General features: G+C 71.3%; 30 protein-coding genes, 2 pseudogenes and 1 riboswitch. Of the genes and pseudogenes, 15 read left to right on the top strand and 17 right to left on the bottom strand.

The annotated features are described in order from the left end of the window. Positions 1-54 precede the first annotated feature (54 nt). From PV419_RS28010 to PV419_RS27950, 13 genes are all read right to left on the bottom strand, one after another. A complete protein-coding gene (locus PV419_RS28010; RefSeq protein ID WP_319693665.1) occupies positions 55-870 on the bottom strand; it encodes a DUF2637 domain-containing protein in 816 nt (271 codons plus the stop codon). Further along, the gene (locus PV419_RS28005) at positions 867-1,043 is read right to left on the bottom strand and encodes a hypothetical protein (RefSeq protein ID WP_319693664.1); all 177 of its coding nucleotides are present in this window, start codon (positions 1,041-1,043) and stop codon (positions 867-869) included. Before PV419_RS28005 ends, PV419_RS28010 begins: the two co-directional genes overlap by 4 nt. Then, positions 1,040-1,318 carry a hypothetical protein gene (locus PV419_RS28000; protein ID WP_319693662.1) on the bottom strand — a complete coding sequence of 93 codons (279 nt, stop codon included), beginning with the start codon at positions 1,316-1,318 and terminating at the stop codon, positions 1,040-1,042. The genes PV419_RS28005 and PV419_RS28000 overlap by 4 nt, the downstream gene beginning before the upstream one ends. Beyond that, positions 1,315-1,734, bottom strand: a complete 420-nt coding sequence (locus PV419_RS27995) for a hypothetical protein (RefSeq protein ID WP_319693661.1) — start codon at positions 1,732-1,734, stop codon at positions 1,315-1,317. Before PV419_RS27995 ends, PV419_RS28000 begins: the two co-directional genes overlap by 4 nt. Next, a complete protein-coding gene (locus PV419_RS27990; RefSeq protein WP_319693659.1) occupies positions 1,731-2,195 on the bottom strand; it encodes a hypothetical protein in 465 nt (154 codons plus the stop codon). Before PV419_RS27990 ends, PV419_RS27995 begins: the two co-directional genes overlap by 4 nt. Then, the gene (locus PV419_RS27985; protein ID WP_319693657.1) at positions 2,192-2,521 is read right to left on the bottom strand and encodes a hypothetical protein; all 330 of its coding nucleotides are present in this window, start codon (positions 2,519-2,521) and stop codon (positions 2,192-2,194) included. The genes PV419_RS27990 and PV419_RS27985 overlap by 4 nt, the downstream gene beginning before the upstream one ends. Before the next feature lie 66 nt (positions 2,522-2,587). Next, on the bottom strand, positions 2,588-2,881 hold the full coding sequence (locus tag PV419_RS27980) for an OB-fold nucleic acid binding domain-containing protein (protein WP_319693656.1): 294 nt from the start codon (positions 2,879-2,881) through the stop codon (positions 2,588-2,590). A 78-nt stretch (positions 2,882-2,959) separates the two neighbouring features. Beyond that, entirely contained in the window at positions 2,960-3,367 is a 408-nt protein-coding gene (locus PV419_RS27975) for an HNH endonuclease (protein WP_319693655.1), read from the bottom strand. Then, on the bottom strand, positions 3,367-3,561 hold the full coding sequence (locus tag PV419_RS27970; protein ID WP_319693654.1) for a hypothetical protein: 195 nt from the start codon (positions 3,559-3,561) through the stop codon (positions 3,367-3,369). Before PV419_RS27970 ends, PV419_RS27975 begins: the two co-directional genes overlap by 1 nt. Next, positions 3,558-3,761 carry a hypothetical protein gene (locus PV419_RS27965; protein ID WP_319693652.1) on the bottom strand — a complete coding sequence of 68 codons (204 nt, stop codon included), beginning with the start codon at positions 3,759-3,761 and terminating at the stop codon, positions 3,558-3,560. Before PV419_RS27965 ends, PV419_RS27970 begins: the two co-directional genes overlap by 4 nt. Continuing rightward, a complete protein-coding gene (locus tag PV419_RS27960; protein WP_319693651.1) occupies positions 3,758-4,075 on the bottom strand; it encodes a hypothetical protein in 318 nt (105 codons plus the stop codon). The genes PV419_RS27965 and PV419_RS27960 overlap by 4 nt, the downstream gene beginning before the upstream one ends. After that, positions 4,072-4,590, bottom strand: coding sequence for a DUF6907 domain-containing protein (locus PV419_RS27955; RefSeq protein ID WP_319693649.1), 519 nt, complete (start codon positions 4,588-4,590; stop codon positions 4,072-4,074). The genes PV419_RS27960 and PV419_RS27955 overlap by 4 nt, the downstream gene beginning before the upstream one ends. After that, complete coding sequence (locus PV419_RS27950; protein WP_319693648.1) at positions 4,587-4,835, bottom strand: helix-turn-helix domain-containing protein; 249 nt, start codon at positions 4,833-4,835, stop codon at positions 4,587-4,589. The genes PV419_RS27955 and PV419_RS27950 overlap by 4 nt, the downstream gene beginning before the upstream one ends. 201 nt (positions 4,836-5,036) lie before the next feature. Between PV419_RS27950 and PV419_RS27945 the strand changes: the two are divergent. Together PV419_RS27945 and PV419_RS27940 are read left to right on the top strand one after the other, a co-directional pair. Further along, positions 5,037-5,237, top strand: a pseudogene (locus tag PV419_RS27945) (GntR family transcriptional regulator); the annotation flags it as partial. Positions 5,238-5,297: 60 nt separating this feature from the next. Further along, entirely contained in the window at positions 5,298-5,774 is a 477-nt protein-coding gene (locus tag PV419_RS27940; RefSeq protein ID WP_319693935.1) for a UTRA domain-containing protein, read from the top strand. A 402-nt stretch (positions 5,775-6,176) separates the two neighbouring features. On the opposite strand, the gene PV419_RS27935 is transcribed toward PV419_RS27940, so the two are convergent. Further along, positions 6,177-6,932, bottom strand: coding sequence for a DUF3800 domain-containing protein (locus PV419_RS27935; protein WP_319693646.1), 756 nt, complete (start codon positions 6,930-6,932; stop codon positions 6,177-6,179). Positions 6,933-7,288: 356 nt separating this feature from the next. Between PV419_RS27935 and PV419_RS27930 the strand changes: the two genes are divergently transcribed. From PV419_RS27930 to PV419_RS27915, 4 genes are all read left to right on the top strand, one after another. Continuing rightward, on the top strand, positions 7,289-8,680 hold the full coding sequence (locus tag PV419_RS27930) for a YifB family Mg chelatase-like AAA ATPase (protein WP_319693644.1): 1,392 nt from the start codon (positions 7,289-7,291) through the stop codon (positions 8,678-8,680). A gap of 109 nt (positions 8,681-8,789) precedes the next feature. Beyond that, on the top strand, positions 8,790-10,049 hold the full coding sequence (gene dprA / locus PV419_RS27925; RefSeq protein ID WP_415925394.1) for a DNA-processing protein DprA: 1,260 nt from the start codon (positions 8,790-8,792) through the stop codon (positions 10,047-10,049). Positions 10,050-10,178: 129 nt separating this feature from the next. Next, entirely contained in the window at positions 10,179-11,012 is an 834-nt protein-coding gene (whiG, locus tag PV419_RS27920) for an RNA polymerase sigma factor WhiG (protein WP_319693640.1), read from the top strand. A gap of 75 nt (positions 11,013-11,087) precedes the next feature. After that, complete coding sequence (locus tag PV419_RS27915; RefSeq protein ID WP_319693933.1) at positions 11,088-11,642, top strand: helix-turn-helix domain-containing protein; 555 nt, start codon at positions 11,088-11,090, stop codon at positions 11,640-11,642. On the opposite strand, the gene PV419_RS27910 is transcribed toward PV419_RS27915, so the two are convergent. Continuing rightward, entirely contained in the window at positions 11,611-12,558 is a 948-nt protein-coding gene (locus PV419_RS27910; protein WP_319693638.1) for a M23 family metallopeptidase, read from the bottom strand. The two genes, PV419_RS27915 and PV419_RS27910, sit on opposite strands and share 32 nt — an antisense overlap. Before the next feature lie 338 nt (positions 12,559-12,896). On the opposite strand from PV419_RS27910, the gene rpsB reads away from it, so the two are divergent. From rpsB to PV419_RS27865, 9 genes are all read left to right on the top strand, one after another. Next, the gene (rpsB, locus tag PV419_RS27905; RefSeq protein ID WP_319693637.1) at positions 12,897-13,805 is read left to right on the top strand and encodes a 30S ribosomal protein S2; all 909 of its coding nucleotides are present in this window, start codon (positions 12,897-12,899) and stop codon (positions 13,803-13,805) included. Positions 13,806-13,904: 99 nt separating this feature from the next. Beyond that, positions 13,905-14,741 carry a translation elongation factor Ts gene (tsf, locus tag PV419_RS27900; RefSeq protein ID WP_319693635.1) on the top strand — a complete coding sequence of 279 codons (837 nt, stop codon included), beginning with the start codon at positions 13,905-13,907 and terminating at the stop codon, positions 14,739-14,741. Positions 14,742-14,910: 169 nt separating this feature from the next. Next, complete coding sequence (pyrH, locus tag PV419_RS27895) at positions 14,911-15,693, top strand: UMP kinase (RefSeq protein WP_319693633.1); 783 nt, start codon at positions 14,911-14,913, stop codon at positions 15,691-15,693. A gap of 104 nt (positions 15,694-15,797) precedes the next feature. Further along, positions 15,798-16,355 carry a ribosome recycling factor gene (gene frr / locus PV419_RS27890; RefSeq protein ID WP_311727779.1) on the top strand — a complete coding sequence of 186 codons (558 nt, stop codon included), beginning with the start codon at positions 15,798-15,800 and terminating at the stop codon, positions 16,353-16,355. Next, entirely contained in the window at positions 16,355-17,569 is a 1,215-nt protein-coding gene (locus PV419_RS27885; protein ID WP_319693630.1) for a phosphatidate cytidylyltransferase, read from the top strand. Before frr ends, PV419_RS27885 begins: the two co-directional genes overlap by 1 nt. Before the next feature lie 82 nt (positions 17,570-17,651). Next, positions 17,652-18,758 carry a 23S rRNA (adenine(2503)-C(2))-methyltransferase RlmN gene (rlmN, locus tag PV419_RS27880; RefSeq protein ID WP_319693629.1) on the top strand — a complete coding sequence of 369 codons (1,107 nt, stop codon included), beginning with the start codon at positions 17,652-17,654 and terminating at the stop codon, positions 18,756-18,758. Positions 18,759-18,820: 62 nt separating this feature from the next. Then, positions 18,821-18,925, top strand: a riboswitch (TPP riboswitch). Continuing rightward, positions 18,920-20,002 (top strand): thiamine ABC transporter substrate-binding protein, encoded by a 1,083-nt coding sequence (locus tag PV419_RS27875; RefSeq protein ID WP_319693627.1) that lies wholly within the window; start codon positions 18,920-18,922, stop codon positions 20,000-20,002. It overlaps the preceding riboswitch by 6 nt. An 86-nt stretch (positions 20,003-20,088) precedes the next feature. Beyond that, positions 20,089-21,702: an iron ABC transporter permease gene (locus tag PV419_RS27870; RefSeq protein ID WP_319693931.1), complete on the top strand. Its 1,614-nt coding sequence runs from the start codon at positions 20,089-20,091 to the stop codon at positions 21,700-21,702. Then, on the top strand, positions 21,702-22,733 hold the full coding sequence (locus PV419_RS27865) for an ABC transporter ATP-binding protein (protein ID WP_319693626.1): 1,032 nt from the start codon (positions 21,702-21,704) through the stop codon (positions 22,731-22,733). Before PV419_RS27870 ends, PV419_RS27865 begins: the two co-directional genes overlap by 1 nt. 30 nt (positions 22,734-22,763) lie before the next feature. On the opposite strand, the gene PV419_RS27860 is transcribed toward PV419_RS27865, so the two are convergent. Together PV419_RS27860 and PV419_RS53405 are read right to left on the bottom strand one after the other, a co-directional pair. Then, positions 22,764-23,432 (bottom strand): response regulator transcription factor, encoded by a 669-nt coding sequence (locus PV419_RS27860; RefSeq protein ID WP_319693625.1) that lies wholly within the window; start codon positions 23,430-23,432, stop codon positions 22,764-22,766. Further along, positions 23,426-24,635 (bottom strand): annotated as a pseudogene (locus PV419_RS53405) (sensor histidine kinase). The gene PV419_RS27860 and the pseudogene PV419_RS53405 overlap by 7 nt, the downstream one beginning before the upstream one ends. Between the last annotated feature and the right edge of the window lie 84 nt (positions 24,636-24,719).

The following is a 24,719-nucleotide window of genomic DNA, read 5'->3' as shown; positions in this document are numbered from 1 at the left end:
CGGCGGCCGTGACCGTCCCCGGTAGGAGTCGGGGACGGGCACGGCGTGCGGCAGTCAGGAAGGGACGGGTACAGCGAGGGCGGCGCGGCGCACGCGGCGCCCGTATCCGTCGCTGGTTCCGAGGCGTTCGCCGATGGCGGTTCCGGTCAGTTCCGGCTCGGTAGCGAGCCAGTTCCGCACCATCTCCACGTGCTCGTCGAACCGGCGCGGCGGGGATCCTTCCGGAACCTCTCCGGGGCTGTTCTCGGTGTCGTCGAGGGCGTCGTGGACCTGCTCACCTGCTCGGGTGAGTTCCGGCGGAACGTCTTCCACGCTCTCGTGGACGGCCATCCGGGGCGGCGCCTCGGCCGCGTACACGCCCGGCCGGGGCGGAACAGTCAACGGGGCGGTGAACGGCTCTGGCTCGGGGAGGGGTTCCGGTACCGGGGTGTCGCTGGTTCCGGGCGCCGCTGCTGGTTCCGGATCCGGGGCGGAGAGCCGCTGGTGGACCTGCCGCATCAGAGCGCCGAACGCCAGCAGGGCAGCCACGGGCGGAACCGCCGCGACGATGTACTCCAGCGGCTTCGCCCCGGTTCCGACACCGGCCACGTTGAGCGCGATCGACCCGAGCGAGCCGACCGAGGTCAACCCGATCGCCCACGGGTCCGTGTGCCGCGCCAACGACGCGCGCAGCATCAGCAGCTCACCAACGACGATGAACATGTCGATGGTGGCCGGCCATGCCCACGCCCGTACTCCACCAAGACCGTTGGCCGCCGCAGTGTCGTGCAGGTGCTCATACGACAGCCAGAACGCGGCAGCAGTGAGAGCAACGGTCGCCAGGGCGGCACCGACGGCCAGGCCGTGCCGGGCATCGAACCGGGCGGTCATGGCCACCACCTACGCATGCGGTCAGCGAGCAGCCCGAGGGCGAACGCGAACAGCACGGGCTGCGAGGCCATCCAGATGGCGACCACGCCAACCAAGGTGAGGGCAGCGAGGACGAGTTGCGGCGACCACGCCAGCACGAGAACCAGCAGGCCCAGGAGGATGAAGTACTTCATGCCTCCACCGCCTCGATCTGCCAGTCCACGCCGAGCGCGTCCTGGATCGCGGCCCGCAGCACATCCACGCCGCCCGTCGTGGTGAAGCTGTCGAGCGCCCCTTCCCACGTGAAGGCGAGACGGACGGTCGTGCCGTCGAAGCCGATCAGGATGGCGTTGTGGAGCAGCAGGGTCCAGGTGAACCGGCGGCGGTACTTGACCGCCTCCATAACGGCCGGCCACAGGTCCCAGACCTCATCGAACGTCAGCGTCAGGTCGTTCCTGGTCTCGTTCATGACGGGACCCCCACGCTCCCGGCCAGCTTCGCCAGCTGCTCCATGCGAACCCGCAACAGGGCCATCTCCCGCTGCACGGCGGCGAGCTGGTCGAGCTGCGCCTGCAACTGCTCCATACGGGTCTGCAGGACCGCGACCTCGACGACCACGCTGGGCATGGCAGCCGGCTGCGGCCTCTCGGACGGCGGGAAGTTCAGCTCGAACCGGGCACGCGCCTTCTCCGGGGCGCGCTCGTAGGCGGTCTCCAAGACCTCCTGCATGTCCTTCCGCGGGACTCCCTCGGGCAGGGAGTGCCAGCGGGAGACCGTGCGAACCGCGACGCCCAGGTGCTCGGCGAACCGGTCGTTGGTCATGCGCAGCGCTTCCTGCAGCAGCGCGGCGGTGCGGCCCGTCCACTGGTCGATGACGACGCTCATGCCGCGACCTCCTCGGCTGCCTGGGCGTCGCGCACGGCCCGCTCGACGGCCTTCGTGAGCTTCCGTCCGGCGCGGGCCGCCTCCGTCTTCGCGGCCTGGTGCTCGGCCGCCGGGCCGTCCCCGTAGGCCGCCACCGCAGCAGCAAAGTCGGCCATGTCCTGCACGTAGGCCCGGATAGCCGCGAGGGCCAGGCGCTCGAAGTCGGGCGCCGCCGGGTCCTCGCCGAGCCGGCGGGCCTTCAGCCCCGCCGCCACCCGGCGGGCCGCGTACTCCAGGGCCCCGGGCCGCGGGGTGCCGTAAGGCTCCTCGTCGACGTCGATGAGCGGGTACAGCATCGGCGGCCCGCACTCCTGCACCTCGAACACGACCGGCATCCGGTCCCGGTACAGGGCCAGCACGGCGGCGTGCTCGTCGGGGATCTCGACCAGCTTCCCGTCTTCCTGCGGATACAACATCGTCATGACGTCACCGCCGGGGCGAGCTCGGGCCAGGCGTGGTCGATGGCCCGGTACGCCGACTCGACGTAGGCCCGCAGGGACGGATCACGGTCGGTGTCCCGCCATACCCGATGCGAGTCCCGGTCCAGCGTCAGCATCCCGCGGCCCGCGAGGGTCACTCCGACGTACTCACGGGTGAACTCCGCGGACCAGTCGTCCAGGGGGCCCCAGCTGCCGTCGTCGGTGTCGGTGAGGGCGTAGGCGAGCATGTCGCGGTTGACCGGCATCGGCACAGTGATTTCGACCATGCCAGGCTCGCTCGTGATGAGCTTTTCGAGGATGATGCTCATGGTTCCTCTCCTCTGCAGAGGTGGTTCCGAATGCCGCCCCGAGGTCGCACCCTCGGGGCGGTCCCTTCAGACGGCGGGACCGTTGATGTCGATGCGCGCGGCCGTGACCAGGGCGTGGTCCAGGTCGTTCCGGCCAACAACGGTCATGTCCGCACCGAGGGCCAGGCGGCTGATCTCGGTGTCGCAACGGCCGGTGTAGACCTCGAACGGCACGTGGACCTGCGTGGACCCGGTCGAGTCGGTGAGGGTGACCGAGAGAGCCTGTCCCTCGGTCTCGGCGACGTCTGTGATGACCCCGGAGAGGGTGACGAGGCCGCCGTTCGGGGCGAACTCAAGCACGCTCGAGGTGGTGATGCTCATGGGGATCTCCCTTCCGTCCGGGCTTGTCCCGGCTCTCCTTGCCGCCCCGACGCTGGGCCGGGGCGACGCGGGCAGCCGTCAGGCCGCAGGGGTGCAGAGAGGACGCGGGGGCCAGCACTTCGGGCGCGTCTGCCACAGGACCCTGTGACCGTGACGGCGCTCGAACTTGTGCTGGTAGACGACCGCCGAGCGGGGCATGCACGCCCGCCACCACAGCTCGTTCTCGCGCACCAGCCGCAGCATCGCGATCGCCACCGCGAAGGGGATCTGGTTGCCCTTGGTGTGGTTACACGCCTCGCACGCCAGCCGCAGGTTCGCCAGCTTGCTGCAGCGCCACAGCGACTTCGGGATCCAGTGGTCGAGCGTGAGGCTCTCGGGATCCGCCGGCTTGCTGCAGTAGAAGCAGCGGGCCCCATCACGCTCGGCGAGCTTCAGCCGCTTCATCCGCCGCTTCTCAGACTTGGACGTGGGCTTTTCGGCGTCCATCAGCCGCTCACCCGACCTACGGACCGCTGAATGGCTGCCTGGAAGAGGCGGACGCCGTACCGGTCCTGGATGGCCCACGCGGTTGTCAGGCCCTCGAACAGAAGGGTCAGCGGCGGCAGGGGACGGGCGTACTTTCCGCTCCCCAGAGCGGCGTGCTCGGTCGGCCGGCGCACGTTCACCGCGACGCCGCTCACTGCTCGACCTCCGTCCGGCCGAGGTGGGTGATGACCGTCAGGGCCGTGGTGATGCCGCGCTCCAGCTCCCCGATACGGCGGTAGGTGTGCCGCACGTAGGTGCCGTTCTCGTTGGAGCCGAGCACGTCGGAGAGGATCTGAACCACCAGCTCGACAGCGGACGCGTCCAGGACGACCGGGGTCTTCTCGGGGGTGCTCACGACTCGCCCCCGTCCTCGGTCGGCTCGGCCATCGCGAGGAGAGCGTCGGCGAACCGCGCGGCCCGGGTGACACCGCCCTGCAGCGCGTGGGTCTCCATGCGCAGCGCGGACATCAGATTTAGGAACTCCTGGTCGTGCTGCAGCCGCATGCGGGCCGACTTCGGCTGAGCCTCGGCGACGCCGAGCAGCCCGCGGACCGCACCCCGCAGCGAGCCGACCGCATGCGCGACAGCCTCCACATCCCGGAAGTCCACCGTCTCGGTGTTGTCGAGGATCCGCTTGGCCGTCTCCACGGCCGTCCGGTGCGGGTTCACGACCGGCCGCCGTTCAGCTTCGCGACCTCGGCGCGGATCCGCTCGGCGTGCGCGACCAGCTGGTCGGCGAACGCGAGACCGGCGGGGCCGTGGTACTCGTTGCACTCGCCGCTGCCGTCCGCGTCCACCGACATGTACGGCTCGCTCTTGTCAGCGAACGGCCACTGAACGAGCTGCGCGGTCAGAACCTGCTCGACACTCCCGTCGAACTGGCGCACCGGAAGCGAGATCGCCTCGCCCGTGTGCGTCAGGTCCTCGATGAAGTTCAGCTTCTCCGTGTGCGGCGAGACGCACCACGACGGGCACTGGACGTCGACCAGGACGCCCCGGACCGACACAGTCGCTCGGCGGGGCAGCTGCTCGGCGGCCGAGGTGAGGCTGAACGGGATCGGCCGGTCCGTCGCGTCCCACCGGTCGACCTGCTCGGTCGTCGGCTGCTGAGGGACGCCGGCCAACACGGCACGCACCTTCGCGGAGGTGACAGCGGCAGGGGAGAGGTTCTCGTTCGTGTTCACAGCTCGACCCCCAGGTCGCTCGCCGGGATGCCCCGCTCGACGAGGTAGGTCGTGAATGCGTCGCGGGAGACCCGGATCGTGCCCCGGCCCGTACCGACCCGGTACGAGGGGAGCCGGCCGCTGCGCACCTCGGCGTACACCGTGGAGGTGTCGACCCGAAGGGCGGCTGCGATGTCCTTCACGCGGAGCGGCTCGGTGCGCTCCGTCGCCTGCACCGGGGCAGGCCGGATAAGCTGGTCATGCATCTGGGACCTCAATCTCTGGATGCGTGGCCTCAGCGGGCACGGTGTTCGCAGCACCGTGAAGACCCCGCTGGGGCCTTTGTCGTGTCTGGCTTGCCCCAGCCTGTCGGCGGTGGGGCTTGCTCATCTAAGGTGTATTAGAACGGGCCAGAAGTAGGGAAGTCAAGGGGTTCTGTAGAACGCCTTAGAACGGGAGAGTTTTCAATGCCTGAGACTGCGGCACCACAGCCGCCATACATGCGCATCGCGGCCAAGATCAGGGCGCGGATCGAGAGCGGTGACTTGCAGCCGGGAGACCCCCTCCCGTCCGCCCGCGAGATCATGCGCGCAGAGGGGGTCAGCTCGGCCACGGCCGCACGCGTAGCCCCGGTATTGCGAGCCGAGGGATACGCACTTACCACCCCGGGTGTTGGATCGGTTGCTGCAGTGCCCCGCAAGGTCACGGCCGGCTCGGACAGGCTCCAGATGCTCCGCGCTGGAGGCACGGGGCTGCGCGAGAACGAGCAAGTGGAGACCGTCAGCGCGGAACTGGTCGCCGCACCTGACCACGTCGCGGACGCTCTCGGTGTTGAAGAGGGCGACCAGGTTGTACGACGCCAGCGCCGCTACCTCGACGACAAAGGCGTTGTGGCCGTCTCGACCTCCTGGCTCGCTGGCTCGCTGGCCGAAGCCGCACCCGAGCTCATCCGAACCGAGCGGCTACCGAAGATGACGTTCGGCCTGATCGAGGAGCGGACCGGCCGGCGAGCGGTACGGCGCCGCGACACCGTCACCATCCAGCCTGTGCCGGACGACGTCGCTGAGCTGCTCGACGCAGAGCCCGGCACGCCCACCCTGGTCATGACCAACCACTACTGGGACCAGAACGGCGACGTCACCGAGTACGCCGTCGACTACCTGGGAGTCGGACGTGACCTCTCCGCGGAGTACGAGCTCGACTGATGCAGGACATGCAAGAAGGCCCCACCCGTGAGGGTGGGGCCTCTTCATGGGGCATCCGTCAGGATGCCCGCTGCTCTGCTTGGTCTACGTGGGGCAGCAGCATCGATCAGACCTACTGGCTAGTAGTTGAATCCGGCCTTCATTTGATCGATCGAGTGTTTGTATTGCATCCGATTTGCCCTGGGCAAATGCGTGCGATTCCGGCAGCCGGAAGGGTGACGATGCCGTAAACACGGCCATCCTCGCGTGAGAATCGCAACCGGAGCGGGTATGTTTTAGGTGTCAACGCGTACCAAGGAGCCCCTTGGAGGGCTGCCGGGAGAAGGTCGGAACCAGGAAACTGGATCCTCCACCATCAGGTGGTAGTGGCCCCCGGAGCCCCCCAAGGGGCTTCTTGCTGTCTTAGGGCACGTTCAGCTTGTTCCACCAGCAGCGACCGGTGACGAAACTGAGGTCTCCGATCACTTTCATGCCGCATCCGAGCAGGGTCCCAGCTTGCGACCGGTAAAGCTGATGCTTGCAGAGCAGCAGGTTGTCCGCGCAGTCGCTGTCTGCGGGGTCACCCGTGAGGGCAACGTTGAGAAGGCCGGCGTGAAGGTCGGCTAACTGGATGCCGTCCCACTCGGTTCCGGTCCATACAGGCGGCCACTTGATGCGCTGCCAGGGGACCTGCCAGTTGTTGGTGCGCCCCTGCCTGACAAAGTCGAGATAGTCCGCGGTGTCGCGGTGGTCCATGCCTCGAACCGCACCGAGGCGCACCGTGGCTGTCCGAGGGCCGCCCTCCCACTGGTCAGCCGCGTAGGCCACTCGCTCGAGGAGAAGGCGCGTCGTGAAGTTGTAGAAGCGCACGCCATCCGCCATGCCGGGATATGAGCGTGCGCTGGCTTTTGGGGCGATGACGTGGGTCACCTTGACGGCGGGCATGAGGGCCAGCTGGCGGGCGGCGTAGTTCCGGCGGTCTGCGTGCTTCCGCTTGAAGTGGTCGACCCAATGCAGCGGGGTGGTAACACCCGAACGGCCGTGGATCAGCGCGCGCAGGCCGCCAGCGGTAAAGCGGACGTTCCAGTCCTCCTCCGCGGGCACCATGAGGGCCGTCATCGCGAAGAACGGCGACGACTTGGGCAGAAGGCCCCGGTCGCCGGTTTCGTCGACGTACACGCTCAGGCGCGACAGCGGGCCCGAGTCGCCTGACGCCAGGCTACTCAAGGGGACCGCCGGACTGTGTGTACGTAGCAGGCACGCTACGGTTGTTGTGCACCACGGGAGGCTGTACTCCTTTGGTCTTGCCCCCCGGCGGGATCGGCCCCGCCGGGGGCGTACTTCTGTTTGCTACCGGCCGGCCAGCCCCCGCTATGCGTCCGGTTGGATGACGTTACACCCAAAGGTCGACTTGTCTGGTAATTCATATAGCTGGCAGGGGTTGACTCTGTGTCTGGCCTGCGATTGCGTGCCTGGGGGCATCTCTGAGCAGCCAAGATGAAGGCGGCGTTTCTCAACCCGCTTAGGCGTGTCTCTTGTCAATCATCGACCTGGCCGTGGCCTGCGCGGTGCTCGGGGCCGCCGAGCGCGTGGACCCACGGGCCATCGCCGACCTGATGATGATCGGCGAGCTCGGCCTGGACGGGCGGGTTCGCCCGGTGCGCGGGGTGCTGCCCGCGGTTCTCGCGGCGGCCGAGGCCGGATACCGGCAGGTGGTCGTCCCGGAGCAGACGGCGGCCGAGGCGTCCCTGGTGCCGGATGTCTCGGTGCTCGGTGTGCGGACCCTGCGCCAGCTGATCGCCGTGTTGACGGACGCACCGGTGCCCGAAGAGGAGGAGCTGCCCGAGGAGGGCCGCCCCGACCCGATGCTCGCCGGGCTGAGCGTGGCGGGCGCGGGCATGGGCGTCGGCGCGGCGGTCGGCACGGGGGCCGCCGACCGCCGCCCCGACCTGGCCGAGGTCGCCGGGCAGCGGGCCGCCCGCAAGGCCCTGGAGGTCGCCGCGGCCGGGAGCCACCATCTGTTCCTGGCCGGCCCGCCGGGCGCGGGCAAGACCATGCTCGCCGAGCGGCTCCCCGGCCTGCTGCCCCCGCTCACCCGGCGGGAGTCCCTGGAGGTGACCGCCGTCCACTCGGTGGCCGGGATCCTCCCGCCCGGCCAGCCGCTGGTGGCCGCGCCGCCGTACTGCGCACCGCACCACTCGGCCACCATGGCCGCCCTGGTCGGCGGGGGAAACGGGCTGCCGAGGCCGGGCGCGGTCTCGCTCGCCCACCGGGGCGTGCTCTTCCTGGACGAGGCGCCCGAATTCAGCGCCCAGGTGCTCGACGCGCTGCGGCAGCCCCTGGAGTCCGGCCATGTGGTGGTGGCCCGCTCGGCCGGCATGGTGCGCATGCCCGCGCGCTTTCTGCTCCTGCTGGCGGCCAACCCGTGCCCCTGCGGGCGCCACTCGTACATCGGCGACGGCTGCGACTGCTCGCCCGCGATGGTCCGCCGCTACCAGGCGCGGCTCTCCGGGCCACTGCTGGACCGGGTGGACCTGCGGGTCCGGGTCGAGGCGGTCAGCCGGGCCGAGCTCACTGGGTCGCCGGGCGTCGGGGAGAGCACCGCGGCTGTCGCGGCCCGGGTGTGCGAGGCGCGGGAGCGCGCCGCCGAGCGTTACGCCGACACCCCCTGGCGCACCAACAGCGAGGTGCCGGGGCATGAGCTGCGCACCCGCTGGTACGCGCGCCCAGGGGCGCTGCGCGAGGCCGAGCGCGACATGGAGCGCGGGCTGCTCACCGCCCGTGGCCTCGACCGCGTGCTGCGGGTCGCCTGGACTGTCGCGGACCTGGCGGGCCACGACCGGCCGGAGGCCGAGGACGTGGCCCAGGCGCTGCAGCTGCGCACCGGCGTCAACCGTGGCGTCCCGGCCGGGGCGGTGGGGTTCTGATGGCCGGCTCGCTGGAGGTCGGCGGGTCCGTGTGTGAGGCCCTGATCGCGGCGAGGCAGAGGCTGGGGGCGCGGTGACCGGGGCCGAGGGCGAGACCGAGGGTGGGGGCGTGGCCGGCACCGGGACCGCGACAGGGCAAGGGCCAGGGACACGGACGCGGCCCGGGCCCAGCTCCGGGGCCGGGGGCGTGGTGGAGGAGGAGCGCCTGGCGCGGGCCGCGCTCACCCGGCTGGTGGAGCCCGGGGACGAGACGGTGGGGCGCTGGCTGCGCGAGCTGGGGCCGGTGGCGCTGCGGCGGGCGCTGTGCGGGACCGGAAAGCCGCCGCCCGGGGCGAGCACGGAGCGCATCGCAGGGTGCCGGTTGCGGGCCGAGCGCCTGGACCCGGCCGGGGACCTGGCCACCGTGGCCGCCCGCGGCGGCCGGTTCGTATGCCCCGGTGACCTGGAGTGGCCCGGTCAGCTCGACGACCTGGGCGATGCCCGCCCGGTCGGGCTGTGGGTCCGCGGCCGGCCGTCGCTGCGGATGTGGGCGCTGCGCTCCGTCGCCGTGGTTGGCGCCCGGGCCTGCAGCGACTACGGCGCGCATGTCGCGGCGACGCTGGGTGCCGGGCTCGCCGAGCGCGGCTGGGTGGTGGTCTCCGGTGCGGCCCATGGCGTGGACGGCGCCGCGCACCGCGGGGCGCTGGCGGCCGACGGGGCGACCGTCGCCGTGCTCGCCTCCGGCGTGGACGTCCCTTACCCCCGGGGCCACGCCGAGTTGATCGAGCGCATCGCGGAACAGGGCCTGGTGCTCGCGGAGTTACCGCCCGGCGTGCATCCGACCCGCAGCCGCTTTGTACTGCGCAACCGGGTCATCGCCGCGCTCACCCGTGGCACGGTCGTCGTCGAGGCCCAGTACCGCAGCGGTTCCCTGGTCACCGCGCGCCGGGCGCTGAAGCTCGGCCGGCACACCATGGGCGTGCCGGGTCCGGTCACCAGCGGGCTCTCCGCGGGGGTTCATGAACTGCTGCGCGGGGAGGCCGTTCTGGTCACCGACGCCGACGAAGTGGCCGAGCTGGTCGGCGGCGTCGGGGAGCTCGCGCCCCCGCGGCAGGGGCCGCTGGTGGAGCGGGACCTCCTCGATCCCGTGACGGCACGCGTCCTGGAAGCGTTGTCGGCACGGGGTGGCAGAGGCGCACGCGAGGTCGCCCGGGACTCCGGAACGAGCTGCGAGGAAGCGTTGAGCCGGCTGTATGAGCTGCTCGCCCTGGGCTTTGTCGAACGTCACGGCGACCGCTGGGAGTTGGCCCCGACGGCCGGCCGGAACGACGGCACACGGCGAGGCGATCCCCAGATTTCGGGCAATCGGGTGAAAGGGTTGAGGCGATGACCGTATCCGCACACCGCCGAGCCGACTCTCTTCGCATACCGCGATGGCTCAGTCACGCTACGCTCACTAGGTTTCCGGCGGAAGCGTACGTCCTCACCCACGTCATGGCAGAACGGCACAAGGCGACGAATGCCCCAGCACATCTCCGGGTCTGACCGAGCGGCGCCGACCCCTGCCCGCGGCGCGGTGCGTCCCGCCGCTCCGTCATCGCTCGACGAACTGTGGCGGTCCTACAAGTCCACGGGCGACGGTCGGCTCCGGGAGCAGCTGATCCTCCACTACTCGCCGCTGGTGAAGTATGTGGCGGGGCGGGTCAGCGTCGGGCTGCCGCCCAATGTCGAGCAGGCCGACTTCGTCTCCTCGGGCGTCTTCGGACTCATCGACGCCATCGAGAAGTTCGACCCCGAGCGGGCCATCAAGTTCGAGACCTACGCGATCACCCGGATCCGTGGCGCGATGATCGACGAGCTGCGGGCGCTGGACTGGATCCCGCGCTCGGTCCGCCAGAAGGCCAGGGCGGTCGAGCGGGCCTACGCCACGCTGGAGGCGGCCCTGCGCCGCACCCCCTCGGAGGCAGAGGTGGCCGCCGAGATGAACATCGGCCTCGATGAATTGCACGGGGTTTTCAGCCAATTGTCGCTGGCCAATGTGGTCGCTCTCGAGGACCTGCTGCATGTCGGCGGGGAGGGCGGTGAGCGGCTCAGCCTCATGGACACCCTGGAGGACACCGCCGCCGACAACCCCGTCGAGGTGGCCGAGGACCGCGAGCTGCGCAGGCTGCTGGCCCGCGCCATCAACACGCTTCCCGAGCGGGAGAAGACCGTGGTCACCCTCTACTACTACGAGGGACTCACATTGGCCGAGATCGGTCAGGTCCTCGGGGTCACCGAGAGCCGGGTCAGTCAGATCCACACCAAATCCGTACTGCAGCTGCGGGCCAAGCTCGCCGATGTCGGACGCTGAATCGTCCCGCCAGTATCGCTCCCACCACGGGGCCTTTCGTAAAGTGGTGGCGTGCCCAGGATTCGAGCGGCCTCAGTGGCCGAGCACCGGACGATGCAGCGCGACGCCCTGCTGGACGCCGCCCGCTCCCTGCTGTCCGAGGGTGGTACGGATGCCTTGACCTTCCCCGCCCTCGCCGAGCGCACGGGCCTCGCGCGGTCCTCCGTCTATGAGTACTTCCGCTCCCGCGCGGCCGTGGTCGAGGAGCTGTGCGCGGTGGACTTCCCGGTCTGGGCCGCCGAGGTCGAGGCGGCCATGGAACGGGCCGACTCGCCCGAGGCGAAGATCGAGGCCTATGTACGGCAGCAGCTGGCGCTGGTCGGCGACCGCCGCCACCGGGCGGTCGTGGCGATCTCGGCCGGGGAGCTGAACGCGGGCGCCCGCGAGAAGATCCGGGCCGCGCACGGCGGGCTGATCGCCATGGTCGTCCAGGCCCTCGGCGAGCTCGGCCATGAGCAGCCGCGGCTGACCGCGGTGCTGCTGCAGGGCGTCGTGGACGCCGCGGTCCGCCGGATCGAGCTCGGCGCCGAGGACCCCGCAGGCGTCACGGAAGCGGCCGTCACCATGGCCCTGCGCGGCGTGCGCCCCTGAGGACCACCCGCCCGGCGCCCATCGCCCGCGCGCGGCGCAGGCGCACACCCGCCCAGGCCGCCGCGGCAGCCAGCACGGCGGGCGGGGCCAGACCCACCGGGCCGGAGGGGCCCGCGGTGCGCGGCCCCAGGGCATAAGGCACGCGGCCGTCGGCCCCATGCGGCACACCCGGGGCGCCCGCGGCGGGCGGGGCGCCGGCACCCGTCAGCACGCCCGCTCGCTCCGGGGCGCCCGGCCCCTCCGGGACTCCGAAGACCGGCAGCAGCCGGGAGGGGCCGTGGCCCAGCATCGATGGGGCGAGCAGCGACAGTGGGTCCTGATAGCGGTCCCCGCGGCGCAGGCCCCAGTGCAGACAGCCGGACGGGCAGTGGAAGGGGCCCGCGCCCAAGACGCCCACCACCTGTCCGGCCCGTACCCGATCGCCCTTGGCCACCAGCGGCCGCACCGGCTCGTACGTCGTGCGCAGCGGCGGTCGGCCGGTGCCCGACAGCTCGATGGTGAGCACCCCGCGGCCCGCGACCGGGCCCGCGAAGGACACCCGGCCCGCGGCCGCCGCCCGCACCGGCCGGCCGGTGCGGGCCGCCAGATCCACGCCGCGGTGGCCCGCCGCCCAGGGGGTGGCCGGCGGTTCCCAGCCCCGCAGCACCGTCGGTCTGCCCGCGCCTGCCTCGGGCCTCACCGGCCAGGTCCGTTCGTCGCGGTCCGCGGCCCCCGCGGCCGGCGCCGGCACCCCGGCCCGCCCCGACATCGCGGCCGGCACCCCGGCCGACGCCGCGGCCGGCCAGGCCGACAGCAGCGGGATCAGGCCGAGTAAGACCACGAACGGCAAGGTCAGCAACGTCGGCAAGGCTCGAAAGATCAGCGGAGGCGGGCCGGGGGCCGGCCCGGGGGCCGGGGCGGTGGTGTGCGGTCGCATGGGAACACGGTGACGCGACTCGCCCGATTCGCGTGGATCATGGCCACGATCTGGGGACTACTCACGGGTTGTGGATATCGCCGTCACCCGGCACGGCACGGGTCCCGTACACTTCTTGTGGCGATCCGGGTCACCGGATCGACTTCGCACGCCCCGCCACCGGCACTCCGATCGGCATCGATTCGCTTCGTCGATACCGATCGAACAGCACGGCGGCCGCGTCCCTCGGTCCTCGGACGAGCCCTCCGCAAGGGCACCGCTCGTGGCAGACGCGCCGGGGCGTCAGGCGCGGCGGCCGCCCGGCCGCCGTGGAACCGAGCACTTCAAGGAGTACGGCCATGGCCGTCGTCACGATGCGGGAGCTGCTGGAGAGCGGCGTCCACTTCGGGCACCAGACCCGCCGCTGGAACCCGAAGATGAAGCGTTTCATCTTCACGGAGCGCAACGGCATCTACATCATCGACCTGCTCCAGTCGCTGTCGTACATCGACCGCGCCTACGAGTTCGTCAAGGAGACCGTCGCCCACGGCGGTTCCATCATGTTCGTCGGCACGAAGAAGCAGGCGCAGGAGGCGATCGCCGAGCAGGCGACCCGCGTCGGCATGCCGTATGTCAACCAGCGCTGGCTGGGCGGCATGCTCACCAACTTCTCGACCGTGTACAAGCGCCTGCAGCGCCTCAAGGAGCTCGAGCAGATCGACTTCGAGGACGTGGCCGCCTCCGGCCTCACCAAGAAGGAGCTGCTGGTCCTCTCGCGCGAGAAGGCCAAGCTGGAGAAGACCCTCGGCGGTATCCGCGAGATGCAGAAGGTGCCGAGCGCCGTCTGGATCGTCGACACCAAGAAGGAGCACATCGCCGTCGGTGAGGCGCGCAAGCTCCGCATCCCGGTCGTCGCGATCCTCGACACCAACTGCGACCCGGACGAGGTCGACTACAAGATCCCGGGCAACGACGACGCGATCCGCTCGGTCACCCTGCTCACCCGCGTGATCGCCGACGCGGTCGCCGAGGGCCTCATCGCCCGCTCCGGTGTCGCCACCGGTGACGAGAAGGCCGACAAGGCCGCCGGTGAGCCGCTCGCCGAGTGGGAGCGCGACCTGCTGGAGGGTGAGAAGAAGGCCGACGAGCCCGAGGCGGCCAAGCCCGCCGAGGCCGAGCAGCCGGCGGAGGCCACGGCCGAGCAGCCGGCGGAGGCCACGGCCGAGGCTCCGGCTGAGGCCCCGGCCGCGGACGCCGAGCAGGCCTGACCACTCGGACCACGCGTGACGGCGGGGGAGGGTGCCTGGGGCACCACCCCCGCCGTTCCCCCGTAGAGCTTTCGACTTTCGAGAAGAGATTCACAGATCATGGCGAACTTCACCGCCGCTGACGTCAAGAAGCTCCGTGAGCTCACCGGCGCCGGCATGATGGACTGCAAGAAGGCGCTGGAAGAGGGCGAGGGCAACGTCGACAAGGCTGTCGAGCTCCTCCGCGTCAAGGGCCAGAAGGGCGTGGCCAAGCGCGAGGGCCGCAGCGCTGAGAACGGCGCCGTCGTCTCCATCATCTCGGACGACAAGACCTCCGGCGTGCTGGTCGAGCTGAAGTGCGAGACCGACTTCGTCGCCAAGGGCGACAAGTTCGTGGCCGTCGCCGACGCCATCGCCGCCCACGTCGCCAAGACCTCCCCGGCCGACCTGGATGCCCTGCTCGCCTCTGAGATCGAGGCCGGCAAGACCGTCCAGGCGTATGTCGACGAGGCCAACGCGACCCTCGGCGAGAAGATCGTCCTGGACCGCTTCGCGCAGTTCTCCGGCGGCTACGTCGCCGCGTACATGCACCGCACCAGCCCGGACCTGCCGCCGCAGGTCGGTGTGCTGGTCGAGCTGGACAAGGAAGACGCCACGGTCGCCAAGGACGTCGCGCAGCACATCGCCGCGTTCGCGCCGAAGTTCCTGACCCGTGACGAGATCCCGGCCGAGACGGTCGAGAACGAGCGCCGGGTGGCCGAGGCCACCGCTCGCGAGGAGGGCAAGCCCGAGGGCGCCCTGCCGAAGATCGTCGAGGGTCGCGTCACCGGCTTCTTCAAGGAGAACGTCCTGGTGGACCAGCCGTTCGCCAAGGACAACAAGAAGTCCGTCCAGAAGATCCTGGACGAGGCCGGTGTCACGCTCAAGCACTTCGCTCGCTTCCGCGTCGGCGTCTGAGCGTCGGCGTCCGAGCCGAGCAGCGAATGACCGGCGACCCCGATAGGGTCGTAGGCAGCCAACCGTCAACCGGTCGGCCGCAGATGTGACGAGGAGGCCATTGCCGCAGAGGTCGATCAAGGACCCGTCCGGCAGTGGCCTTCTTCGTATGTGCACGAGGAGATCTCCAATGAATCAGGGCCCGGGCGCCGCACAGGCCGCCGACGAGAAGAACGCTCAGGGCAGGGTCAAACGCCGTCGGTTCCTGCTGAAGCTCTCCGGCGAGGCGTTCGCCGGAGGCGGGGGACTCGGGGTCGACCCGGACGTCGTGCACGCCATCGCCCGCGAGGTCGCCGCGGTGGTCCGGGACGGTGCCGAGATCGCCATCGTCATCGGTGGCGGCAACTTCTTCCGCGGCGCCGAACTGCAGCAGCGGGGCATGGACCGGGCCCGCTCGGACTACATGGGCATGCTCGGCACGGTCATGAACTGTCTCGCTCTCCAGGACTTCCTGGAGAAGGAGGGCATCGACTCCCGCGTCCAGACCGCCATCACCATGGGCCAGGTCGCGGAGCCGTACATTCCGCTGCGCGCGGTGCGCCACCTGGAGAAGGGGCGCGTGGTCATCTTCGGCGCGGGCATGGGCATGCCGTACTTCTCCACGGACACCACGGCGGCCCAGCGCGCCCTGGAGATCCATGCCGAGGCCCTGCTGATGGGTAAGAACGGGGTGGACGGGGTGTACGACTCAGACCCCGCCCGGAACCCGGACGCGGTGAAGTTCGACGCCCTGGAGTACGGCGAGGTGATCACCCGCGACCTCAAGGTCGCCGACGCCACCGCCGTCACGCTGTGCCGGGACAACAAACTGCCGATCCTCGTGTTCGAGCTTCTCGCCGAAGGGAACATCGCGCGCGCGGTGAAGGGTGAGAAGATCGGCACGCTCGTGAGCGACCAGGGCTCCCGGGCCTGACGGCTCATACGGGGGATGGACAACGGCCTGCCGGTCGGACACCGTGCAGGAGAAGACGCACGCAGGGGCGAGGCTCTGCTTACTGATAACACCAGGAGCAAGTGGTGATCGAAGAGATCCTCCTCGAGGCCGAGGAGAAGATGGAGAAGGCCGTTGTGGTCGCCAAGGAGGACTTCGCCGCGATCCGCACCGGGCGTGCGCACCCGGCGATGTTCAACAAGATCGTGGCGGACTACTACGGAGCGATGACGCCGATCAACCAGCTGGCGTCGTTCTCGGTGCCGGAACCGCGCATGGCCGTGGTGACCCCGTTCGACAAGAGCGCGTTGCGCAACATCGAGCAGGCGATCCGCGACTCCGATCTGGGCGTCAACCCGAGCAATGACGGCAACATCATCCGGGTGGTGTTCCCCGAGCTCACCGAACAGCGCCGCAAGGAATTCATCAAGGTCGCCAAGGGCAAGGGCGAGGACGCGAAGATCTCGATCCGCAGCGTCCGCCGCAAGGCCAAGGAGTCCATCGACAAGCTGATCAAGGACGGCGAGGTCGGGGAGGACGAGGGCCGCCGCGCCGAGAAGGAGCTCGACGACACCACCGCGAAGTATGTCGCGCAGGTGGATGAGCTGCTCAAGCACAAGGAAGCCGAGTTGCTCGAGGTCTGATGAACGACTCATCCTGGGGAGCTCCGCCGAGCGCCCGCCTCTGGGAACCGGCCCAGCAGGGGCCCTCTCCCTCGCTTCGCGGCAAGGTGCCCTCGCCCTCGGCGGGTCCCGCGCACGACATGGGCGAGGCGGCGCAGACTCGGCCCATGCCCACCGTGCCCCACGCAGGCGGAGACCCTCGGGATGCCGCCGACCCTGATCGGGGGGCCGCTCGGCCGAGCGGCCCCCTGTTCCGCGATGACCGGGAGCCGGAGCGCGGGCCGCGGCAGCCCGCCGCGCACCCGCCGACGCCCCCGGACCGCGCCGACGCCACGCCCTCCGACAGCGCCGCTCAGCCCGGCGAGACGGTCGGCGCCCACCAGACGGGGAGCGCCGACGAGATGGGCAGCACCAAGAAGAAGAGCGCGGGCCGCAATCTGCCCGCCGCGATAGGGGTGGGCGTCGGCCTCGGTGTGGTGATCGTCGCCTCGCTCTTCATCTACAAGCCGGTGTTCATCGGCGTCATAGCGGTCGCGGTGGTCGTCGGCCTGTGGGAGCTGACCTCGCGGCTGGCCGAGCGCAAGGACATCCGCGTCCCCCTGGTGCCGCTCGCCGTGGGCGGCGTCGCCATGGTGGTCGCCGGTTACGTGCGCGGTGCGGAGGGCGCGTGGGTGGCCGTCTCGCTGACCGCCCTGGCGGTGCTCGTCTGGCGGATGACCGAGCCGCCCGAGAACTACCTCAGGGATGTCACGGCCGGCGTCTTCGCGGCCTTCTACGTGCCGTTCCTGGCCACCTTCGTCGCGCTCATGCTCGCGGCCGACGACGGGCCGCGGCGGGTGCTGGTCTTCCTGCTGTTGACCGTGGTCAGCGACACCGGCGCGTACGCGGTCGGTTGGCGCTTCGGCCGCCACAAGCTCGCCCCGCGCATCAGCCCCGGCAAGACCCGGGAGGGGCTGCTGGGCGCGATTGTCTTCGCGATGGTCGCGGGCGCGCTCTCCATGCAGTACCTGATCGACGGCGGCGCGTGGTGGCAGGGGACGCTGCTCGGGCTCGCCGTCGCGGTCAGCGCGACCCTCGGCGATCTCGGCGAGTCCATGATCAAGCGCGACCTGGGCATCAAGGACATGGGCAAGCTGCTGCCCGGCCACGGCGGGATCATGGACCGGCTGGACTCCCTGCTGCCCACCGCGCCCGTGGTCTGGCTGCTGCTGGTGATCTTCGTGGGCGGCGGCTGACCGGCCCTCTTACCGAAGGCCGTACGGCCTCGTGCCGCGCGTGGCACGAGGCCGTACGCACGTCTGCGACACTGGGGAGACCATGCCCAAGCCCGGAGAACTCACATTCGTCGCGCCGCGCGGAGCCAAGAAGCCCCCGCGGCATCTCGCCGACCTCTCGCCCGCCGAGCGCCGCGAGGCCGTCGCCTCCCTCGGCGAGAAGCCCTTCCGCGCCGGCCAGGTATCGCGCCACTACTTCGCCCGCTACAGCCACGACCCGGCCCAGTGGACCGACATCCCGGCCGCCGCGCGCGAAAAGCTGGCGGCCGGGCTGCTGCCGGACCTGATGAGCGTGGTGCGTCACATCAGCTGCGACGACGACACCACCCGCAAGACCCTGTGGCGCCTCTTCGACGGCACGCTCGTGGAGTCCGTGCTGATGCGCTACCCGGACCGGGTCACCATGTGCATCAGCTCCCAGGCGGGCTGCGGCATGAACTGCCCGTTCTGCGCCACCGGCCAGGCGGGCCTGGACCGCAACCTGTCCACCGCCGAGATCGTGCACCAGATCGTCGACGGGATGCGGGCGCTGCGGGACGGTGAGATCCCAGGTGGTTCGGCGCGGCTGTCCAACATCGTCTTCATGGGCATGGGCGAGCCGCTCGCCAACTACAACCGCGTCGTCGGCGCCATCCGCAGGCTGACGGACCCGGAGCCGGACGGCCTCGGCCTGTCCCAGCGCGGGATCACCGTCTCGACCGTCGGGCTGGTCCCGGCGATGCTGCGCTTCGCCGACGAGGGCTTCAAGTGCCGTCTCGCGGTGTCGCTGCACGCGCCCGACGACGAGCTGCGCGACACGCTCGTCCCGGTCAACACCCGCTGGAAGGTCCGCGAGGTCCTGGACGCGGCGTGGGAGTACGCGGAGAAGTCGGGCCGTCGCGTCTCCATCGAGTACGCCCTGATCAGGGACATCAATGACCAGGCATGGCGGGCCGACCTGCTGGGGCGGCTGCTCAAGGGCCGCCGGGTGCACGTCAACCTGATCCCGCTCAACCCGACACCCGGCTCCAAGTGGACCGCGTCCAGGCCCGAGGACGAGAAGGCGTTCGTGGCCGCCCTGGAGGCACACGGCGTGCCCGTGACCGTCCGGGACACCCGGGGGCAGGAGATCGACGGGGCGTGCGGGCAGCTGGCGGCGGCCGAGCGCTGAGGGCCGGCTGATACGGTGCCCTGGCACCACCTCGTACACACATGAACGTCTCGTACAAGTGAACATTCCGACAGGGGAGCGCGAACAGCGCTGAGAGTGCGGCCCGGCCGCAGACCCTCGGACCTGATCCGGGTCATACCGGCGTAGGGAGTCAGCCTCATATGAACAGCCGTCTTCGGCATGCCGTCGCCGCCGCCCTCTTCGGCTCGCTCGGCCTCACCACGCTCGTCGCCTGCGGAGAGGACTCCTCCGGCTCCTCCGGCGGCTCCGGCTCCAAGACCGTGAAGCTGGTCTCGCACGACTCGTTCGCCGCGTCGAAGGCCGTGCTGAAGGAGTTCACCCGGCAGACCGGCTACAAGGTGCAGGTGCTGCCCGGTGGCGACGCCGGGGCGGCCGTCAACCAGGCGATACTCTCCAAGTCGCACCCCCAGGGCGACGTCTTCTTCGGCGTCGACAACACCCTGCTCTCCCGCGCGCTCGACAACGACCTGTTCACCCCCTACCGGGCCACGGGCCTGGACAAGGTCCCCGCCGCCCTCCAGCTCGACGCGGCCGAGCACCGCGTCACCCCGGTCGACTTCGGCGACATCTGCGTCAACTACGACCGCAAGTACTTCGCCGACAAGAAGCTGGCCCCGCCGAAGACCTTCGACGACCTGACCAAGCCCGCCTACAAGAACCTCCTGGTCACCGAGAACGCGGCCACCTCCTCTCCCGGCCTCGCTTTCCTGCTGGGCACGGCCGCCCGGTACGGCGACGACGGCTGGCAGGGCTACTGGAAGAAGCTCAGGGCCAACGGCGTCGAGGTCGTCGACGGCTGGGAGCAGGCGTACTACGACCGCTTCTCCGGCTCGGCGGGCGGCGCGAAGGGCGACCGGCCGCTGGTCGTCTCGTACGCCTCCAGCCCGCCCGCCGAGGTCGTCGACTCCAAGCCGCGGCCCGCGCAGGCCCCCACAGGGATCGCGACGGGAACCTGCTTCCGCCAGGTGGAATTCGCCGGGCTCCTGAAGGGCGCGTCGAACTCCAAGGGCGGAAGGGCGCTGCTGGACTTCCTGCTGACCAAGCGGTTCCAGGAGGACGTGCCGCTCAACATGTACGTCAACCCGGCCCGCGAGGACGCGAAGCTGCCCGAGCTGTTCACGAAGTACGGCGTGAAGGTCGCCGACCCGGCCAGGCTGGACCCCCGGAAGATCGCCAAAAACCGTGACCAGTGGGTCAAGGCATGGTCCTCGCTCGTCCTGTAAAGCGGAGTGAGCGCCCCGCCGCCGCGCCGGGGACGGCGAAGGAGCGGCCTGGGCGGCTGCGCGGGGCGGCGCTGCGGCTGGCCCTGATGGCTGTGCCCGCCGCCTTCTTCGCGCTGTTCTTCGTCTATCCGGTGGCCGCCATCGTCGCCCGCGGACTGCGCGTCGACGGCCACTGGCGGCTGGGCCGCATCGGCGAGGTGCTCACCGACCCGGCGGTCCTGGACATCCTGTGGTTCACCGCCTGGCAGGCGGCCGCCTCCACCGCCCTGACGCTGGCGGTCGCGCTGCCCGGCGCGTATGTCTTCGCCCGCTTCGCCTTCCCCGGCAAGCGGCTGCTGCGCGCCGTGGTCACCGTCCCCTTCGTCCTGCCGACCGTCGTCGCGGGCTCCGCGTTCCTGGCCCTGCTCGGCCACGGCGGACTGCTGGACAGCCTGTGGGGGGTGCGGCTCGACACCAGCGTCTGGGCGATCCTCCTCGCGCACGTCTTCTTCAACTACGCGGTCGTGGTACGGACCGTCGGCGGACTGTGGGCGCAGCTCGACCCGCGGCAGGAGGAAGCCGCCCGGGTGCTCGGCGCGAGCCGCCTGGCCGCGTGGCGGCGGGTCACGCTGCCGGCACTGGCGCCCGCCGTGGCGGCCGCCGCCCTGATGGTGTTCCTGTTCACCTTCACCTCCTTCGGCGTCATCCAGATCCTCGGCGGCCCCCGATACGCCACCATTGAGGTCGCGATCTACCGGGAGACCGCCCAACTCCTCGACCTGCCGACCGCCGCCGTGCTGACTCTGATCCAGTTCGTGGCCGTGGCCGCGGTCCTGGCCCTGCACGCGTGGACCGTACGGCGCCGCGAGGGCGCCCTGAAGCTGGTCGATCCCGAACAGACCGCGCGCCGCCCCCAGGGCGCGGCCCAATGGGCGCTGCTGTGGGGCGTGCTCGCCGTCGTGGCGCTGCTGATCCTGCTGCCGCTCGCGGTCCTGGTCGAGCGGTCCCTGGACGCCCCCGGCGGCTACGGACTCGGCTACTACCGCGCCCTGCAGTCGGTGGCGGACAGCGGCGGCACGTTTTTCGTGGCCCCTATGGACGCCGTCTGGAACTCCCTGCGCTACGCCGCCGTGGCGACCGTCTTCGCGCTCGTGGTGGGCGGCCTGGCGGCCGCCGCGCTGACCAGAAAAGCGGGCAGGCTGGTACGGGGCTTCGACGCGCTGCTGATGCTGCCGCTGGGCACCTCCGCCGTCACCGTCGGCTTCGGCTTTCTCATCGCCCTGGACGAGCCGCCGCTCGACCTGCGCGCCTCATGGATCCTCGTACCGCTCGCGCAGGCCCTGGTGGGCGTGCCGTTCGTCGTACGGACCATGCTGCCCGTGCTGCGCGCGGTGGACCACCGGCTCCGCGAGGCGGCGGCCGTGCTCGGCGCGTCCCCGCTGCGGGCCTGGCGGGAGGTGGACCTGCCGCTGGTCGCGCGGGCCCTAGGGGTCGCGGCCGGCTTCGCCTTCGCCGTCTCGCTCGGCGAGTTCGGGGCGACGGTCTTCATCGCCAGACCCGACCACCCGACCCTCCCGGTGGCCGTCGCCCGCTTCCTCGGCCGGGCCGGGCAGCTCAACTACGGCCAGGCCATGGCCCTGAGCACGATTTTGATGCTGGTGTGCGCGGGCTCCTTGCTGGTACTGGAGCGGATCCGCACCGACCGTTCGGGGGAGTTCTGATGACGCTGCTGCGACTGGACGAGGTGACGGTCCGCTACGGCGAGCGCGCGGCGCTGGACGCCGTGGACCTCGAGGTCGCCGAGCAGGAGACGGTGTCGGTGCTGGGGCCGAGCGGCGGCGGCAAGTCCACGCTGCTGCGCGTGGTGGCGGGCCTGGAGCGGGCCCACACCGGCCGGGTGTGGCTGGCCGGGCGGGACCAGGCGGGGGTGCCCACCCACCGGCGCGGCGTGGGCCTGATGTTCCAGGACCACCAGCTCTTCCCGCAGCGGGACGTGGGCGGCAACGTCGCCTTCGGGCTGCGGATGCGCAAGGTGGCGCGCACCGAGGCGGAGCGCCGGGTCGCCGAACTGCTGGAGCTGGTCGGCCTGCCGGGCGCGCAGCGGCGCGCGGTCGCCTCGCTGTCCGGCGGCGAGCAACAGCGGGTCGCGCTGGCCCGCGCCCTGGCCCCGCGGCCCAAGCTGCTGATGCTGGACGAGCCACTGGGCCAGCTCGACCGCGGATTGCGGGAGCGGCTGGTGGTCGAACTGCGCCAGCTCTTCGGCGAGCTGGGCACCACGGTCCTCGCGGTCACCCACGACCAGGGGGAGGCCTTCGCGCTCGCGGACCGGGTGGTGGTGATGGACGGCGGGCGCATCGCGCAGGCCGGCACCCCGCTGGAGGTGTGGCAGCGCCCCGCCACCGAGTTCGTCGCCCGCTTCCTCGGCTTCGACAACGTGGTCGAGGGCATCGTGCACGGCGAGAGCGCCGACACCTGCTGGGGCAAGCTGCCCGTGCCCGACGGCACCCCGCCGGGCCCGTGCCGGCTGCTGGTCCGCCCGGCCGGGGTGCGGCTCACCTCCCCCGAGGAGGGCCTGCCCTGCACGGTGGCGGCGCGCACCTTCCGCGGCGACCGCGTGGCCCTCGTCCTCCAGCCGGCGGGCGCGCCGCGCCTGGAGGCGGCGTGCGCGCTGCGGGACGCGCCGAAGGAGGGGGAGCGGGTCGGCGTCGCGTTCGACGCGGGCGACGTGGTGGTGCTGGGCGCGGGCTCGTGACCGCGGGGGGCGTCACCGTACGGGGCGGCGTCACCGCGCCGAGGCTCCCGGGACCACGAGGCCCAGCTCGTACGCCAGGATCACCGCCTGCGCCCGGTCGCGCAGCCCCATCTTGGCGAACAGCCGGTTGATGTGCGTCTTGACCGTGTGGTCGGTGATGGTGAGGCGGTCGGCGATCTCGGCGTTGGACAGCCCTCGGGCGATCAGCAGCAGCACCTCCGCCTCCCGGGTGGCGAGCCCCTCAACGGTCCGCGCCGGTGGGCGGGGCCCGCGCTGGCGGGCGAACTCGGCGATCAGCCGCTTGGTGACCTCCGGGGCGAGCAGGGCCTTGCCCTCGGTCACCACCCGCACCTCGTACAGCAGTTCGGGGAAGGTCGCGTCCTTGAGGAGGAAGCCGCTGGCCCCGGCGGCGAGCGCGTCGTAGACGTACTCGTCGAGGTCGAAGGTCGTCAGCATCAGCGCCTTCGTCGCCCCGCCCGACGCGGCCACGATCTCGCGGGCGGCCTCGATGCCGTTCTTGTGCGGCATGCGGATGTCAAGCAGCGCCAGGTCCGGCCGGGTCCGGGCGGCGGCGCGCACGGCCTGCACCCCGTCCTCGGCCTCCGCCACCACCTCGATGTCCTCCTGGGTGGCCAGGAGATTGACGAAGCCGGTCCGCACCACCGCCTGGTCGTCGGCCACGAGCGCCCTGATCACCACGGGAGTTCAGCCTCCACCTCAAAGCCTCCGTCCGGCCCCGGCCGCGCGCTGAGGCTCCCGCCCAGCAGCGCCGCCCGCTCGCGCATGCCCGCCAGCCCGTGCCCAGGGACAGCCGCCTCGGGGACCACCGCCTCGGGGTCCGCCGCCATGCGGTCCGTCGATCCCTCCGGCCCCGGGCCGTCGTCCGCGATCCGCAGCGTCAGCCGGCCGGACCGGTACGCGATGTCCACCACCGTACGGGCCCCGGGCGCGTGCCGCCGCGCGTTGGTCAGCGCCTCCTGCACGATGCGGTAGGCCGACAGCTCCCAGGACGCGGGCCGCGCGGCCCGCTCCCCGCTGATCCGCAGCTCCGCCGCCCCGCCCACCGCCCGGTGCTGCTCGAGCAGTGCGTCGAGGTGGTCCAGGGTCGGCTGCGGGGACATGGGAGCGCACGCCCCGGGCTCACCGGGCGGGGCAGCGCAACACGCCCAGCAGCCGCCGCAGTTTCGCCATCGAGGAGCGCGCGGACGCCGCGATCTGCTGGAAGCCCTCGCGGGCCGGCGGGATGAGGCCGGGGATGGTGTACGTCGCGCTCTCGGCCTGCACGGCGATCATCGAAACAGAATGGGCCACCACGTCGTGGATCTCGCGCGCGATGGCCGCCCGCTCCGCCTCGGCCGCCTGCCGCCGCTCCATCGCGATCAGCCGGGCCTGCGCCGCCGCCTGTGTCCGCCGGGTCTCCTCCCGCGCCCGTACGGCGTCGCCCGCGCTGACCGCGGCGGTGATGGCCACGGTGAGCACGAAGCTCTCCGCGAAGAGCCCCAGCGCATAGGTGTGGTGCGGCCAGGTGGTGATGTGCAGGAGGTTGACGAGGACGGACAGCACCGCGCCGCCCGCGACGACGGCGACCGGCGGCAGCACTCGGCGCCGCCCGAGGGTGTAGCAGGCGGCCAGCCCGCTGACGGCGGCCGCCAGATACAGATCCGACCCCGCGGCGAAGCTCACCAGGACCGCGACCGCCGTGAGCAGGGCGACCGCCGGCCGGGACCGCCGCCACACCAACGACGCGGCGGCCACCAGCACACTCACGGCGATCACCCACGAGTGGACCGGGACCAGCGCCAGCTCCGCGGCCGCGCATCCGGTCAGCGCCGCTCCGGTGGCCCAGGGGTAGGCGGGGGCGTCGGCCCAGGCGCGCGGCCGCCGCCCGCGGAAGGTGCTCATGCCGCCATTCTTCGTACCACGGGGGCGGGCCGCGTCACCGTACGGGTTGATCCTCGGGCTCGGTCCACCCCCCACGGCGTGACC

The sequence above is a fragment of the Streptomyces sp. ME19-01-6 genome, from assembly GCF_033793745.1.
Lineage (GTDB): Bacteria > Actinomycetota > Actinomycetes > Streptomycetales > Streptomycetaceae > Streptomyces.
This window is presented reverse-complemented; position numbering and strand designations above follow the sequence as displayed.

Coding starts and splice junctions, on each gene's coding strand:
- rpsB (WP_319693637.1), top strand. CDS start 12,897: ATGGCCGTCGTCACGATGCGGGAGCTGCTGGAGAGCGGCGTCCACTTC.
- PV419_RS27870 (WP_319693931.1), top strand. CDS start 20,089: ATGGCTGTGCCCGCCGCCTTCTTCGCGCTGTTCTTCGTCTATCCGGTG.
- PV419_RS27940 (WP_319693935.1), top strand. CDS start 5,298: ATGCTCCGCGCTGGAGGCACGGGGCTGCGCGAGAACGAGCAAGTGGAG.
- PV419_RS28000 (WP_319693662.1), bottom strand. CDS start 1,318: ATGAACGAGACCAGGAACGACCTGACGCTGACGTTCGATGAGGTCTGG.
- pyrH (WP_319693633.1), top strand. CDS start 14,911: ATGAATCAGGGCCCGGGCGCCGCACAGGCCGCCGACGAGAAGAACGCT.
- PV419_RS27980 (WP_319693656.1), bottom strand. CDS start 2,881: ATGAGCATCACCACCTCGAGCGTGCTTGAGTTCGCCCCGAACGGCGGC.
- PV419_RS27950 (WP_319693648.1), bottom strand. CDS start 4,835: ATGCATGACCAGCTTATCCGGCCTGCCCCGGTGCAGGCGACGGAGCGC.
- PV419_RS27885 (WP_319693630.1), top strand. CDS start 16,355: ATGAACGACTCATCCTGGGGAGCTCCGCCGAGCGCCCGCCTCTGGGAA.
- PV419_RS27865 (WP_319693626.1), top strand. CDS start 21,702: ATGACGCTGCTGCGACTGGACGAGGTGACGGTCCGCTACGGCGAGCGC.
- whiG (WP_319693640.1), top strand. CDS start 10,179: ATGCCCCAGCACATCTCCGGGTCTGACCGAGCGGCGCCGACCCCTGCC.
- PV419_RS27910 (WP_319693638.1), bottom strand. CDS start 12,558: ATGCGACCGCACACCACCGCCCCGGCCCCCGGGCCGGCCCCCGGCCCG.
- PV419_RS27975 (WP_319693655.1), bottom strand. CDS start 3,367: ATGGACGCCGAAAAGCCCACGTCCAAGTCTGAGAAGCGGCGGATGAAG.
- PV419_RS27875 (WP_319693627.1), top strand. CDS start 18,920: ATGAACAGCCGTCTTCGGCATGCCGTCGCCGCCGCCCTCTTCGGCTCG.
- tsf (WP_319693635.1), top strand. CDS start 13,905: ATGGCGAACTTCACCGCCGCTGACGTCAAGAAGCTCCGTGAGCTCACC.
- PV419_RS27990 (WP_319693659.1), bottom strand. CDS start 2,195: ATGACGATGTTGTATCCGCAGGAAGACGGGAAGCTGGTCGAGATCCCC.
- PV419_RS28005 (WP_319693664.1), bottom strand. CDS start 1,043: ATGAAGTACTTCATCCTCCTGGGCCTGCTGGTTCTCGTGCTGGCGTGG.
- rlmN (WP_319693629.1), top strand. CDS start 17,652: ATGCCCAAGCCCGGAGAACTCACATTCGTCGCGCCGCGCGGAGCCAAG.
- PV419_RS27985 (WP_319693657.1), bottom strand. CDS start 2,521: ATGAGCATCATCCTCGAAAAGCTCATCACGAGCGAGCCTGGCATGGTC.
- PV419_RS27995 (WP_319693661.1), bottom strand. CDS start 1,734: ATGAGCGTCGTCATCGACCAGTGGACGGGCCGCACCGCCGCGCTGCTG.
- PV419_RS28010 (WP_319693665.1), bottom strand. CDS start 870: ATGACCGCCCGGTTCGATGCCCGGCACGGCCTGGCCGTCGGTGCCGCC.